Below are 14,139 nucleotides of genomic sequence, written 5' to 3'. Positions count from 1 at the left end.
CCCCCCCCCCCCCCCCCCCCCCCCCCCCCCCCCCCCCCCCCCCCCCCCCCCCCCCCCCCCCCCCCCCCCCCCCCGCTGCCGATGGGCGCCATGTGTGCACGGCGCCCAGTAGATCCACGCCATGCGTGGATGGTGTCCCCATCAGCTCGACAGATGCTCGATCGCCGCGACCTTGCCCAGGCGCTCGCCCAGCAGGGTCAGCAGCGCCAGGCGATTGCCACGCAGCGCCGGGTCTTCGGCATTCACCATCACGCCATCGAAGAACGCATCAACCTGCGGACGCAGGCGGGCCAGGCGCGCCAGCACGGCCACGTAGTCCTTCTGGTGCAGGCTGGCGCCGGTGTCGTCGATGGCCGCGGTGACCGCTTCGGCCAGCGCGCGCTCAGCGTCTTCCTGCAGCAGCGATGCATCGATCTGGCCCGGAATGTCGCCCTCGGCCTTGCGCAGGATGTTGCGGATGCGCTTGTTGGCCGCGGCCAGCGCCTCGGCTTCCGGCAGCGCGGCAAACGTGCCGATTGCGTCAAGGCGACGGTCGAAGTCATACAGCGACGCCGGCTTGAGCTCTGCCACCGCGTTGAAGTGCGTGGCCGGCACGCCCTTGTCGCTGTAGTAGCCCTTCAGGCGTTCGAGGATGAAGTCGTACAGCTCACCCACGTCGGCCTGCACGTTGCGCGCGGCCAGGCCTGCATTGGCGCTGGCCAGCAGTGCGCGCAGGTCCAGCTCGAAGCCACTCTCGATGATCGTGCGGGCCAGGCCCAGCGCGTTGCGGCGCAGGGCGAACGGGTCCTTGTTGCCGGTCGGCTTCAGGCCTGCGGCGAAACCGCCGGCCAGGGTGTCCACGCGCTCGGCGATCGCCAGCACCTTGCCCAGCGCCGACAGCGCGATGTCATCGCCACCGAAGCGCGGCTGGTAGGCCTCGTCGATGGCCAGCGCCACCTCCGGCGATTGCCCACCGGCCACGGCGTAGTGGCGGCCGGCGATGCCCTGCAGTTCCGGGAATTCATTGACCATGCGCGACTGCAGGTCGTTCTTGACCAGCTGTGCCGCACGCTTGGCCAGCACCGGATCGGCACCAACCTGCGGCGCGATCACTTCGGCCAGCGCCGACACGCGCGCCACCTTGTCGGCCACGCTGCCCAGCTTGGCCTGGTAGGTCACGGTCTTCAGGCCGTCGCCCATCGATTCCAGGCCCTGCTTCAGGTCTTCGTCGAAGAAGAACTTGGCATCGGCGAAGCGCGGGCGGATCACGCGCTCGTAGCCCTTGGCCACTTCGGCCACGTCCTTCGATTCGATGTTGGCGATGCCGATGAACTTCTCGGTCAGCTTGCCGCTGTCATCCAGCACCGGGAAGAACTTCTGGTTGACCTCCATCGTCTCGATCAGCGCTTCCTGCGGCACGGCCAGGAACGCACGCTCGAAGCTGCACAGCACCGCCGCCGGCCACTCGACCAGGTTCACCACCTGCTCCAGGTTGTCCTCGGTGATGCGCGCGCTGCCACCGGCCTGGCCAGCAGCGGCCTCGACCTCGGCAACGATGCGCTGGCGGCGCTCGGCCGGATCGACCAGCACCTTGGCCGCGCGCAGCGATTCGACGTAATCCTGCGGCTGGCTCAGCCACACGGTCTTGTCATGGTGGAAGCGATGGCCACGGCTCATGCGGTCGGCCTTCAGGCCGAACAGCTCGGCCTCGACCACGTCGGCACCGTGCAGCAGCACCAGCCAGTGCGCCGGGCGGGCGAAGCCCCAGTCGTGGTCGCCCCAGCGCATCGGCTTGGGGATCGGCATCGCGGCGATGGCCTCGCGCAGGATCTCCGGCAGCAGCGCGGCGGTGCGCGCAACCGGGCTCACCGCGCGGTGGACGAAGCGCTCACCCTTGTTGTCGCTGGTCTTCTGCAGCGCGGTCCAGTCGATCCCGGCCTTGGCGGCGAAGCCCTGCAGGGCCTTGGTCGGCTGGCCTTCGGCGTCCAGCGCGATGTTCAGGTACGGGCCCAGCACTTCACTGCGCTGTTCCGGCTGTTCCAGGCCGACGCCGGGCAGCAGCACGGCCAGGCGGCGCGGGGTCGACAGCGGGCGTGCATCGCCCAGTTCCAGCTCGATGCCGCGCTTGCGCAGGCCGTCGACAACGCCATCGAAGAAGGCCTGGGCCAGGCCCGGCAGCGCCTTGACCGGCAGCTCCTCGGTGCCCAGTTCGATCAGCAGGGGGGACAGTTGGCTCATCGTTTCAATCCTGTGGTGGGGGCGCAGCGCGCGACGCGGCCGGCGCCCCGGGGCAATGGGGTGATGAAAGGCAGCAAGGCCGTCAGGCCTTCTTCGCGCCCGGGAAGCCCAGCTTCTCGCGCTGCTCGTAGTAGGCCTTGGCCACCGCCTGGGCCAGCGCGCGCACGCGCAGGATGTAGCGCTGGCGTTCGGTCACGCTGATCGCGCGGCGCGCATCGAGCAGGTTGAAGGTATGGCTGGCCTTCATCACCTGTTCGTAGGCCGGCAGCGGCAGGTTCACTTCCACAAGCTTCTGCGCCTCGCGCTCGCACGCGTCGAAGCGGTGGAACATTTCTTCCACGTCGGCGTGTTCGAAGTTGTAGGTGCTCTGCTCCACCTCGTTCTGGTGGTAGACGTCGCCGTAGGTCACCGGCTTGCCGTCCGGGCCGTGGGTCCAGACCAGGTCATAGACGTTGTCGCAGTTCTGCAGGTACATGCACAGGCGCTCGAGACCGTAGGTGATCTCGCCCAGCACCGGGCGGCACTCCAGGCCACCGGCCTGCTGGAAGTAGGTGAACTGGGTCACTTCCATGCCGTTGAGCCAGACTTCCCAGCCCAGGCCCCAGGCGCCCAGCGTCGGCGATTCCCAGTTGTCCTCGACGAAGCGCAGGTCGTGCACCAGCGGGTCGATGCCCAGCGCCTTCAGCGAATCCAGGTACAGCTGCTGGATGTTGTCCGGTGCCGGCTTCATCGCCACCTGGTACTGGTAGTAGCGCTGCAGGCGGTTCGGGTTCTCGCCGTAGCGGCCGTCGGTCGGGCGGCGCGACGGCTGCACGTAAGCCGCGTTCCAGCCTTCCGGGCCGATCGCACGCAGGAAGGTGGCCGGGTGGAACGTACCGGCGCCCACCTCCAGGTCGAGCGGCTGGATGAGCACGCAGCCCTGCTGGGCCCAGAACTGGTTCAGGGTCTGGATCAGGCCCTGGAAGGTGATCGGAACGGTCGGGTTCGCGGACATGCGGACGATTCTTGGCCGGCAGAGGGGTGCGCTAGTATAACGGCCGACCTGCGGGGCATTCCGTACCCGGGAGGAGCAGGCAGATGGAACACCGGCTGCCGGCAGGCACGCCCGGGGCACCGCCCCCGTTGCCACCAGGGCGCCTGCAGTTCGAGCAGGTGGCCGCTGCCGCACTGGCCGATGGCCTGATCGCCGAACGTGACCGCGACCGCGTGCGCTTTTCCGCACAGGGCGCGCGCAACGCCAGCGAAGTGCACCCGCTGGTGCTGCTGTCCAACCTCAAGCTGGCCGCCAGCGAGGGCGGCGAGCTCAGCCTGGAACGGCTGACCGAATGGCTGGCCCGGCGCACCGGCTGCCGCTACCTGCGCATCGACCCGACCCGCGTCGACGTCGCCTCGGTCACCGCCGTGGCCTCGCACGCCTATGCCCGCCGCCACCGTTTCCTGCCGCTGGCGGTCGACGCCGAACGCGTGCTGGTGGCCACCAGCGAGCCTCTGGCGCAGGAATGGCGCCGCGACCTGCAGCACCTGACCCGGCGCCAGATCGAGCTGGCGATGGTCAACCCGCTGGACCTGCACCGCTACACCATGGAGTTCTTCGGGGTCACCCGCTCGGTGCGCGGGGCCCGCGGCGACGTCCGCGGTGAAGCCAACACCACCCTGCCCAGCTTCGAGCAGCTGGTCGAGCTCGGCCGGGCCGGTGACGTCAACGCCGACGACCAGCACATCGTCCACATCGTCGACTGGCTGCTGCAGTACGCCTATGAACAACGCGCTTCGGACATCCACCTGGAGCCGCGCCGCGAGATGGGGCGCATGCGCTTCCGCATCGATGGCGTGCTGCACAAGGTGTTCGAGGTGCCGCCGGCGGTGATGACTGCCGTGGTCAGCCGCATCAAGGTGCTCGGCCGCATGGACCTGGCCGAACGCCGGCGCCCGCAGGATGGCCGCATCAAGACCCGTTCGCCAGGCGGCCGCGAGGTCGAGATGCGCCTGTCGACCATGCCCACCGCCTTCGGCGAGAAGTGCGTGATGCGCATCTTCGACCCGGATGCCGCCTTCAAGAGCATCGACCAGCTCGGATTCAGCCCGCAGGAGGCCGCCGGCTGGAATGCGCTGGTCGAGCGTCCGCACGGCATCGTGCTGGTCACCGGCCCAACCGGTTCGGGCAAGACCACCACCCTGTATTCCACCCTGAAGCGGCTGGCCACGCCGGACGTGAACGTGTGCACGGTGGAGGACCCGATCGAGATGATCTCGCCGGAGTTCAACCAAATGCAGGTGCAGGCCAACATCGACCTGGACTTCGCCAGCGGCGTGCGCACCCTGCTGCGACAGGACCCGGACATCATCATGATCGGTGAGATCCGCGACCTGGAGACCGCACAGATGGCGGTGCAGGCCTCGCTGACCGGCCATCTGGTGCTGTCCACCCTGCACACCAACGATGCGGCCTCGGCCATCACCCGCCTGCTCGACATCGGCGTGCCGCACTACCTGCTGGCCAGCACCATCAACGGTATCCTCGCCCAGCGCCTGGTGCGCACCCTGTGCCCGCACTGCAAGCAGCCGCACACCCTCGGCGCGTCCGATTGGGCGGTGCTGGCTGATAGCCATGCTGCATATCCAGATGCCGCCACGCCCTGTCGGCCGGTCGGTTGCCTGGAGTGCCGGCGCACCGGTTTCCTCGGCCGCATCGGCCTGTATGAGTTGCTGCCATTGGGTTCGCGGCTGCGCAGGCTGATCCGCGCGGACATGGATCTGGCCGCTTTCGGACGTGCCGCACAGGCTGAAGGACTGCGAACCCTGCGCCAGGCGGGGCTTGAAAAGGTGGCGCAGGGGCTGACTACAATCGAGGAAGTCCTGTCAGTCCTGCCGCCCCCGGATGAATCCAGCACCGTTCCTGATCCTTGAAACCGGCCGCCCGGTGCCGTCGCTGCGGCGCTACGGCCGTTTTCCGCACTGGATCCGCGTCGCCGCCGGGCTGGAAGAACACGAAACGGTGGTGGTCGACGTCGAGCACGGCGGCCACCTGCCCGACGCGCGCGGCTTCGCCGGTGTTCTGGTGACCGGTTCGGCCGCCTACGTCACCGACCACGCCGAATGGAGCGAGCGCAGCGCGGCGTGGCTGCGCCAGGTCGCCCACGACGGCATGCCGGTGTTCGGCATCTGCTACGGCCACCAGCTGCTGGCGCACGCGCTCGGCGGTGAGGTGGCCTACAACCCTGCCGGGCGCGAGTCGGGCACGATCGAACTGGCGCTGGACCCGGCCGCCGCCGAGGATCCGCTGTTCGGCGGCCTGCCCAGCCACTTCCCGGCCCACGCCACCCATATGCAGACCGTGCTGCGTGCGCCCGAGGGGGCCGCGGTGCTGGCGCGCTCGCCGCTGGATGGCTGCCATGCCTTCCGCTGGGGCCGCCAGGCCTGGGGCGTGCAGTTCCATCCCGAGTTCGCCACCCACCACATGCGCGGCTACATCCGTGCCCGTGCCGACTGCATCGGCCGCCACGGCGGCTGCGCACGCAGCATCGAACGCGCGGTCAGCGCCGCGCCCCTGGCCCGCCAGCTGTTGCGGCGCTTCGTCCGCCAGGCCCGCCAGTCTTCAGCCCAGCCGGTCGCAAAACAGGGATAATCGGCGGCACGGGCACCCGCCCGGCCCCCTTCTGTCCCTTCCCGGATGTCCATGAAAGAGATTCGCAAGCTGCCGGCTTCGGCGGGCGCCCAGTGGTTGCTGGATACGTTCTCGCTGTACCGGCGTGCGCCGCTGCAGCTGGCCCGGATCGGCCTCACCTGGCTGGTGGTCAGTTGGGTGGTCACCCTGCTGTCGACCCTGATCCCGGGTGCCGCAGGCCTGGCCGTGCAGTTGATGACCCTGGCCATTTCGCCGGTGATGTTCGGCGGCATGCTGTACGCGATGGGCGAGATCGACGAGGGCCGTCCCGGCCTGGCCTCGCACCTGCTGCAGCCGATCCGCGACCACCGCGTCAGCCACCTGCTGGTGCCGCTGGCCATCCAGGTGCTGGCGGTGCTGCTGCTGGGCGTGCTGCTGTTCCTGATGATCGGCCGCGAAGGCTTCTCCGCCTTCAGCGAGGTCATGACCAAGATGGAGCAGATCAGCCGCAGCGGCCAGCAGATCAGCCCGGATGATGCGGCGAACCTGGTGGCCAACCTCCCGGCCAAGCGCATCGCGCTGTGGCTGTTCCTGGTGTTCGTCACCGCGGTGGGCCTGTCGCTGGCGATGTTCACCCAGCCGGCGCTGGTGGTGTTCGACAAGCAGAGCGGCATGCATGCGCTGCGCCTGAGCCTGCAGGGCTGCATCGAGAACATCGTGGCGATGACCGTGTTCGCGGTGCTGGGCCTGATCGCGGCCTTCTGCGGCTACATCCTGTTCGTCATCGTCATCCAGATCGCGATGCTGATCGGCGGCCCACTGGCGGCGGCCTTCATCGCCCAGCTGGTGCTGACCACGGTGGTGATGCCGCTGTACGTCGGCGCGGTCTATGCCGCCTGGAAGCAGATGTTCGTCCACCGCGGCAACCGCGCCGCACCGCCGGTGCCGGCCCCCCCGCCGCAGAACGACGTCTTCCACGCCTGACCTGCACATCGAAGTAGATCCACGCCATGCGTGGATGAAACGGATCAATGAAGAACGCCGGGCCATGCCCGGCGTTCCCGTATCAGGCAGCGGGTTTCTTCACCGCTGCAGACGGCACCAGCCAGCGTGCGGCGTGGATGCCCAGCTCGTAGAGCAGGCACATCGGGATCGCCAGCATCAGCTGCGAGACCACGTCCGGCGGGGTCAGCACCGCGGCCAGCACGAAGATGCCGACCACCGCGTAGCCGCGGCCTTCCTTGAACTGCTGCGGCGTCACCCAGCCCAGCAGCACCAGGATCACCATCGCCACCGGCAGCTCGAAGCTGCCGCCGAAAGCGAAGAAGATCGCCAGCACGAAATCCAGGTAGGCGTTCGCATCCGGGGTGATCGCGATCACTTCCGGGCTGAAGGTGGTGAGGAAGTGGAACACCGCCGGCAGCACCAGGAAGTAGGCGAACGCGCAGCCGGTGTAGAACAGCAGCACCGACGACACCAGCAGCGGCACCGCCAGACGCTTCTCGCGCGCGTAAAGGCCGGGGGCGACGAACGCCCACAGCTGGTACAGCAGCCACGGCACGGCCACAAACAGGGCCACGAAGCAGGTCAGCTTCAACGGCGCGAAGAACGCACCGGCCGGGTTGGTGGCGATCATCGTCTGCCCGTTCGGCAGCTGCGACACCAGCGGTTCGGCCAGCGCGTTGTAAAGCGTCTGGGTGAACGGCAGCAGGCCCAGCAGCACCACGCCGAAACCGAGCAGCCCGCGGATCAGCCGCGCGCGCAGTTCTACGAGGTGCTCGACCAGCGAGCTTTCACCGAAATCATGGTCGCTCATGGCTGGCGCTCCGGCGGAACGGGCGCATCGGCCACGGGGTGGGCGGGTGCATCCGCAGCAACGTCGCTGGAGGTGGGCGGAATCGAACCGCCCTCATGCGACGGCGCAGGGACCGGAACATCATCGGCCAGATGCGGCGGCGTCTGCGCTGGGGCCGGCGCGCGCACTTCCTGGGCCAGGTCATCGCCCTGCTGCTGCGCCTGCGCTGCCTCGCGCCGCACCGCTTCGCCGCTGGCGCGCAGCTGGCTCTCGGTGTCCTGCATGCTCTGCCGCACGTCCTGCATCTGCCGCTTGATCTCCTCGGCCTGCAGTTCGCGCTCCAGCTCCTGCTTCACCGAATCCCATTGATTGCGGGCGCGACGCACCCACAGGCCGGCGAAGCGGGCCGCCTTGGGCAGGCGCTCGGGACCGAGCACCACCAGGGCGACCACGGCGATGACCAGCAGTTCGCTGAAACCAATGTCAAACACCGCAACCGCTCCGGATCAACGCGCGTTGCGGTCGTGCTCGTCCTGCGCCGTGCGCGAGGCGTCCTGGCTGGGCGACTCGTCGCCCAGCTGCGCCGACGGCTTGTCGTCGTCGCGCATGCCCTTCTTGAATTCCTTCACCGCCGAACCGAGGTCCTTGGCACCACTGGTCAGCCGCTTGGTGCCGAACACCAACAGAACCACGGCCAGGACAATCAACCAATGCCAGATGCTCAAACTGCCCATAAAGACACTCGTTACGTTGTGATCAGGCTGTCGAGCATAGCGCACCGGCTGTAAGCCGGCGCGCGTGACGAAAGTCAGTTGCCGCCCAGCGTCTCGGTACGGATCTCACCGTCGCCGACCGGCTGGAAACCCTGCTGTGCCGGCGGCGGGCTCTGCGGCATGTTCTGCAGCGGCGCGGTGGTCGCTTCGGCCGGGGCCGCGACCGGTGCCTGAACAGGCGCCTGGGCCGGCGGCGGCGGTGCGCTGGCAGTACCACCGTTGCCGGTGCGGTTGTTGCGCGCGGCGTAGGTGGCTTCTTCCAGGCGGTCACGGAAGGCGACGACGTCCATCGACGGCGAACCGGCGGCTCGCCCCTCGAAGATCATCCGCGGCGTGGTGTTGCTGCCGTAGGCGTCGAGGTTGGCGGCATCATCGATCTGCAGCACCGCGCCATCCAGGGCGACGCCGGCGAACAGGCCGCGCGCACGCGACCACGACCAGATTTCGGCCTTCAGCTGGCCATCGGTGGCGGCGGCGGCATTGCGGCCCACCGGACCGGCGGCCACGCCGGCATCGGCGCCCAGGGTGAACTTGCCGTTGACCAGATTGTCGAGGCTGCGGTCGTTGCGGAACACCAGCACCACGTCGGAGGACTGCACGCCGGCCTGGAAGCCGATGCTGCCGCCGGTGAGCTTGATGAACACCGGGTTGGACCATGCGCCATTGGGCATGCGCACCGACATCAGACCGTGGCCACGGCGACCGCCGATGACCAGACCGGCCTTGATCGTGTCGGGAATGACGATGACTGCGCGGCCTTCGTCGAGCAACTTGTCCGGAATGCCCTGTTCGGGAATTTCCTGGATTTCAGCCAGCACACGCACCGCGTTGCGGGCGCGCTGGTCTTCCTGCGGTCCGGCCATGGCCTGGCTGGACAGCAAGCTGGCGGCGATCAGCAGGGCTTGGATCGGGCGACGCATGGCGGGCTCCAGAAGTCAGTCCATAGGAAGATATAGCAAGTGACTGAAATTAGTAGCGTTGTGATGAATATCCAATGAGCGTGGCGCATGCGGATAAACGCCCTGCATCGACATGATCCAAACCCTGCATCCCGGCGCGGCATCGGATCGGCGACAATAGCCCTCATGCTAGACGCACCCGATACCGCCGTGCTGGCGGTCAACCTAGGCACGCCCGAGACGCCGACGGCCCCCGCCGTCCGTCGTTATCTGGCTGAATTCCTGTCCGACCCCCGCGTGGTCTCGATTCCGGCGCTGCTCTGGCAGCCGCTGCTGCGCGGGCTCATCCTGCCGCTGCGCAGTGGCCGTTCAGCCGCGAAGTACGCCCTGGTGTGGCTGCCGGAAGGCTCGCCGCTGATGGTGCATACCCGCCGCCTGGCCGAGGCCATGCAGGCCCTGCTGCCCAGCCTGCGGGTGCGCCATGCCATGCGCTACGGCGCACCGGCGCTCGCCGCCGAGCTCGACCGCCTGGCCGCCGAGGGCGTGCGCCGCATCGTGGTGCTGCCGCTGTACCCGCAGTATTCGACCACCACCACCGCCTCGATCGAGGACCGCGTGGATGACTGGCAGCGCCGCCATCCCGGCATCACCATCAGCCTGGTGCAGGATTACTCGGTCGACCCGGACTGGGTCGCCGCGGTCGCCGGCTCCATCCAGCGCTACTGGCAGCAGCACGGCCGCGGCCAGAAGCTGGTGTTTTCCTTCCACGGCATTCCGCAGCGCCTGGCCGATGCCGGCGATCCGTACCCGCAGCGCTGCGAGGCCAGCGCGCAGGCCATCGCCAACGCACTGGGCCTGGCTGCCGATGAGTGGCAGCTTGGCTACCAGTCGCGCTTCGGCCGCGAACGCTGGCTGCAGCCCTACGCCGAGCCAAGCCTGTGGGCGCTGGCCGAAGCGGGCGTGAAGCAGATCGACGTGGTCTGCCCGGGCTTTGCCACCGACTGCCTGGAAACGCTGGAAGAAGTGGCGATGGGTTTCACCGAAACGTTGGCCGAGCGCGGCGCGCAGATGCGCTACATCCCGTGCCTCAACGCCGAACCCGAACACGCCCGTGCCCTGGCACGCCTCGCCGTGGCATCGCTGGCATGAGCCTGCAACCGTTCGTGATGGACGTGGCGGGCGCGCGCGTGGCGGGCCTGCGCGGCGGCCCTGCCGGTGGCACCCGCATGCTGGCCCTGCATGGCTGGTTGGACAACGCCGCCAGCTTCGTACCGCTGGCGCCACACCTGGCCGACGTGGAGCTGGTGGCCATCGACCTGCCCGGCCACGGCCACAGCGCCCACCTGCCGGCCGGCGCGGTCTACACCACCCCGGCAGCGATCACCCACGTGCTCGATGTGGCTGACGCGCTGGGCTGGGACCGCTTCACCCTGATGGGCCATTCGATGGGCGCCGGCATCGCCAGCCTCACCGCCGCCGTCAGTGATCGCGTCGAGCGGCTGGTCGCCATCGAGGCGCTGGGCGGCCTGCGCGGACCGGAGGAAGAAACCGCCGAGCGCCTGCGCGAGCATGTGACCGCCACCCGCGCCCTGGCCCGCAAGCAGCTGCGCGTGTTCCCCGAACTGGCCGCGCCCATCCGCGCGCGGATGATGACCAACCAGCTCAGCGAAGGCTGCGCCCGCCTGCTGGTCGAGCGCGGCGTCGAGCCGGTGGAAGGCGGCTACCGCTGGTGCAGCGATCCGCGCCTGATGCTGCCCACCGCCATCCGCCTCAGCGAAGGGCAGATCGACAACCTGCTGCAGGCCATCGCCTGCCCCACCCAGGTGATCTACGCCACGCCGGCACAGTCCTACTATCCCGAGCCGGGGCGCAGCCAGCGCCTGCAGCACCTGCGCGACGGCCGCCTGGCCGTGTTCCCCGGCAACCACCATCTGCATATGGAACAGCCGGCACAGATCGCCGAGGTCATCAACGGCTTCCTTGCCGTTTGATCGCGTTGCTTCACGGCAACAGCCGCTGAGCGGAAATCTTCACGCGCGCTTCACTCCAGGCCCGCGCGGCCGATAGAACAGGTGCGGGCCCCTGCGCCCGCCGCACGCGGGCCCGGTCGGGCCTGCGGCTGTTCGTGGTCCTGCAAGGAAGCCCGCATGCCTGTCTGCCCGCACCACCGCCCACAGGACGTGGCCCCGGTGCCTGCCTGTTCCACCTTCCCTTTTCGCAATCCCTGCCCTGCCACCGTCGCGCCGTCGCGCGTGCGGGTATGCGGGGCCGTTGCCGTTCGTTGATCCAGGAGTCGCCGATGTCCATTGCATCCCCCCGTCCGCCCGACCAGGGCCGCCTTCCCTACCTGCAACAGCTCGCACGGCGCGGTGACCGCCGCCTGCTGCTGGGCAGCGCCGTCATGGCCCTGCTTGGGCTGGGTCTTGCCGTAGGCAGCCAAGACGGGCTGGTAGCCGTGCTGGCGGCATCCGCCGTGCTGCCTGCCGCGTGGCTGGGCGGCCCGCAGGCGGGCACGCCGCTGGCCCGCAATGGCCTGGCCGTGCTCGTCGCCATCCAGCTCTGCCTGCTCTGCCACCTGGGTGGCCTCGGTCCGGCATTGCCGATCGCCGTGCTGCTGGGTGTGCTGCTGGGACATCGCGACCGCCTGCCACTGTGGCTGGTCGGCGCGGTCGGGGTGATCGCCCTGCTCCTTCCGCTTGTGCAGGGCGCTGCGGTACTGCCGTCCGTATTGCACGCGGCGGCGCTGGCCGCGCTTGCCGTCGTGCTCGGACAGACCGCCGCACGCCTGCGCCAGCAGAGCGAAGCGCTGGGCCACGGCCCGCAGCGGCTGGCCGCCCTTGCCCGCGACATCGCCACCGGCGCCGACCTGTCCGCGCACGGCAACGTGCAGGACTACGCAGCAGGTTCGCTGGCCCACGCCCTGGCCGACACCGCCCGCCACGTGCAGGCGCAGCGCGAACGCCAGGCGCAGGGTCATGCCGACAACGCACAGATCCGCCAGGCGCTGGATGTTTCGCGCACGGCAATGATGATCGCCGACAACGACCACGTGATCCGTTACGTTAACCAGTCGGTGGTGGCCCTTCTGCGCAACCAGCAGGCCAACCTGCGCCAGGCCTTCCCCGATTTCGATGCCGAACAGCTGGTCGGCAGCAGCATCCATCGCTTCCACGCCAACCCCGACCGCATCCGCGCCATCCTCAACACGCTGCAGGTCACCCATAACGGCAAGATCCAGATCGGCCCGGTCCACTTCGCCCAGGTGGTCACGCCGGTGTTCGATGCGCAGGGCATGCGCCTGGGGTTTGCCGTGGAATGGCATGACCGCACCCATGAGCTGACGCTGGAGAATTCAGTGGCCGGCATCGTGGCGGCAGCGGCGGCCGGCGATCTGGACCAGCGCCTGCAGGCCAGTGACGGCGCCAGCTTCCTGGACGGCCTGACCGGTGGCATCAACCAGTTGATGGCTACCGTCGGCGGCACGGTGGAAGAGGTTCGACAGATGCTGGCCGCACTGGCACGCGGTGAACTCGACCGGCGCATGGAAGGCGAGTACCACGGTGCGTTTGCCGCCATCCAGCGCGACGCCAACGCCACGGCGACCCAGCTGGCGCGCATGGTCGGCCGCATCCAGCGCAGCGCCGGCGCGATCCGCGGCGCCGCCAGCGAGATCGCCGCAGGCAACGATGCACTGTCCGAGCGCAGTGAGCGCCAGGCCGCGCACCTGCAGGAGACGGCCGCGTCGATGGAGGAACTCACCGCCACCGTGCGGCAGAACGCCAGCCACGCACGCCAGGCCAGTGACCTGGCCAGCACCACCCAGGGCGCAGCCAACGAAGGCAACCTCGCCATGCAGCGGGTGGTCACCACCATGCAGGCCATCGAGGCTGCCTCGCGTCGCATCGGCGATATCACCGGCGTCATCGACGGTATCGCGTTCCAGACCAACATCCTGGCCCTGAACGCCGCGGTGGAGGCCGCCCGCGCCGGTGAGCAGGGACGCGGCTTCGCCGTGGTTGCCAGCGAAGTACGCGTGTTGGCCCAGCGTTCGGCGGCGGCGGCGCAGGAGATCAAGAAGCTCATCGACGAAGCCGGCCGCGAGGTGGGCGAAGGCGCGCAGCTGGTGGCCGACGCCGGCCAGCGCATGCAGGGCATTGTCGGCGGCGTGCAGAGCGTGAGCGCGTTGATGCAGGAGATCTCGGCTGCCTCGCAGGAGCAGTCCAGCGGCATCGAACAGATCAACCAGACCGTGGTGCAGATGGACCAGGCGACGCAGCAGAACGCGGCCCTGGTGGAGGAAGCTACTGCCGCCGCACGCGAGTTGCAGGTGCAGGCGGGCACGTTGAGTGAAGCGGTTGCGGTGTTCCGGCAGCAGGAAACGCGGGAGATGGCGCTGGCTTGAGGCCACGCGCCCGGTTCCTGCTTTGTGCTTTGGGTGGGTGCCAACTGTGGTTGGCACCTTGCCTGGCGCGGGTGCCGCGCCTGTGCCGGCCAGCGGCAGGCGCTACCTTTGTCAGGGCCGCCCCATCCACGCGCACCGGCTGCTCTGGTACATGCCAACCTTGGTTGGCACCGCTGTTCCTGCAGGCGCGGGTGCCGCGCCTGTGCCGGCCATCGGCCGGCATTACCGGTGTTGCTCGATGCCGTTTGCCGGTACAGCACATCCACGCAGGGTGTGGCTCTACCGGGGAACGCAACGCGCGGTATCCCCGGTGGCGTGATTATCCACGCGCAAAGAAAAACCCCGCTGCGTGAGCAGCGGGGTTTTTGGGTATAAACCCTGGCGATGACCTACTCTCGCATGGCTTGAGCCACACTACCATCGGCGCAGCTGCGTTTCACTTCCGAGTT

12 protein-coding genes are annotated in these 14,139 nt (G+C 68.8%); 6 read left to right on the top strand and 6 right to left on the bottom strand.

Going from position 1 to position 14,139, the window contains the following annotated elements; genetic code table 11:
• Window positions 1–141 precede the first annotated feature (141 nt).
• Complete coding sequence (gene glyS / locus NQ204_RS18795) at window positions 142–2,217, bottom strand: glycine--tRNA ligase subunit beta (protein ID WP_256644639.1); 2,076 nt, start codon at window positions 2,215–2,217, stop codon at window positions 142–144.
• Between the two features lie 82 nt (window positions 2,218–2,299).
• The gene (glyQ, locus tag NQ204_RS18790) at window positions 2,300–3,211 is read right to left on the bottom strand and encodes a glycine--tRNA ligase subunit alpha (RefSeq protein WP_116863076.1); all 912 of its coding nucleotides are present in this window, start codon (window positions 3,209–3,211) and stop codon (window positions 2,300–2,302) included.
• Between the two features lie 83 nt (window positions 3,212–3,294).
• On the opposite strand from glyQ, the gene NQ204_RS18785 reads away from it, so the two are divergent.
• The 3 genes from NQ204_RS18785 to NQ204_RS18775 are packed head-to-tail and all read left to right on the top strand — an operon-like array spanning window position 3,295 to window position 6,805.
• Window positions 3,295–5,124 carry a GspE/PulE family protein gene (locus NQ204_RS18785; protein ID WP_116863075.1) on the top strand — a complete coding sequence of 610 codons (1,830 nt, stop codon included), beginning with the start codon at window positions 3,295–3,297 and terminating at the stop codon, window positions 5,122–5,124.
• Window positions 5,096–5,842 (top strand): glutamine amidotransferase, encoded by a 747-nt coding sequence (locus NQ204_RS18780; RefSeq protein ID WP_108770510.1) that lies wholly within the window; start codon window positions 5,096–5,098, stop codon window positions 5,840–5,842. The genes NQ204_RS18785 and NQ204_RS18780 overlap by 29 nt, the downstream gene beginning before the upstream one ends.
• Window positions 5,843–5,893: 51 nt before the next feature.
• Window positions 5,894–6,805: a BPSS1780 family membrane protein gene (locus NQ204_RS18775; RefSeq protein ID WP_116863074.1), complete on the top strand. Its 912-nt coding sequence runs from the start codon at window positions 5,894–5,896 to the stop codon at window positions 6,803–6,805.
• 82 nt (window positions 6,806–6,887) lie between these two features.
• Here the strand turns inward: NQ204_RS18775 and tatC are convergent, their stop codons facing one another.
• From tatC to NQ204_RS18755, 4 genes are all read right to left on the bottom strand, one after another.
• A complete protein-coding gene (tatC, locus tag NQ204_RS18770; protein WP_116863073.1) occupies window positions 6,888–7,637 on the bottom strand; it encodes a twin-arginine translocase subunit TatC in 750 nt (249 codons plus the stop codon).
• Window positions 7,634–8,107 (bottom strand): Sec-independent protein translocase protein TatB, encoded by a 474-nt coding sequence (gene tatB / locus NQ204_RS18765; RefSeq protein ID WP_256644638.1) that lies wholly within the window; start codon window positions 8,105–8,107, stop codon window positions 7,634–7,636. Before tatB ends, tatC begins: the two co-directional genes overlap by 4 nt.
• A 15-nt stretch (window positions 8,108–8,122) precedes the next feature.
• Window positions 8,123–8,350 carry a Sec-independent protein translocase subunit TatA gene (tatA, locus tag NQ204_RS18760; protein WP_116863071.1) on the bottom strand — a complete coding sequence of 76 codons (228 nt, stop codon included), beginning with the start codon at window positions 8,348–8,350 and terminating at the stop codon, window positions 8,123–8,125.
• Window positions 8,351–8,424: 74 nt separating this feature from the next.
• Window positions 8,425–9,309, bottom strand: a complete 885-nt coding sequence (locus tag NQ204_RS18755; protein ID WP_116863070.1) for a lipid-binding SYLF domain-containing protein — start codon at window positions 9,307–9,309, stop codon at window positions 8,425–8,427.
• A gap of 165 nt (window positions 9,310–9,474) precedes the next feature.
• Here NQ204_RS18755 and hemH point away from each other — a divergent pair, with 165 nt between their 5' ends.
• The 3 genes from hemH to NQ204_RS18740 all read left to right on the top strand — a co-directional run bounded on the left by hemH (window position 9,475) and on the right by NQ204_RS18740 (window position 13,690).
• Window positions 9,475–10,437 (top strand): ferrochelatase, encoded by a 963-nt coding sequence (gene hemH / locus NQ204_RS18750; RefSeq protein ID WP_116863069.1) that lies wholly within the window; start codon window positions 9,475–9,477, stop codon window positions 10,435–10,437.
• Window positions 10,434–11,279 (top strand): alpha/beta fold hydrolase, encoded by an 846-nt coding sequence (locus tag NQ204_RS18745; RefSeq protein ID WP_256644637.1) that lies wholly within the window; start codon window positions 10,434–10,436, stop codon window positions 11,277–11,279. Before hemH ends, NQ204_RS18745 begins: the two co-directional genes overlap by 4 nt.
• Window positions 11,280–11,587: 308 nt before the next feature.
• Window positions 11,588–13,690, top strand: a complete 2,103-nt coding sequence (locus tag NQ204_RS18740; RefSeq protein ID WP_256644636.1) for a methyl-accepting chemotaxis protein — start codon at window positions 11,588–11,590, stop codon at window positions 13,688–13,690.
• Window positions 13,691–14,139 lie beyond the last annotated feature (449 nt).

Source organism: Stenotrophomonas testudinis (genome assembly GCF_024499815.1).
Lineage (GTDB): Bacteria > Pseudomonadota > Gammaproteobacteria > Xanthomonadales > Xanthomonadaceae > Stenotrophomonas.
This window is presented reverse-complemented; position numbering and strand designations above follow the sequence as displayed.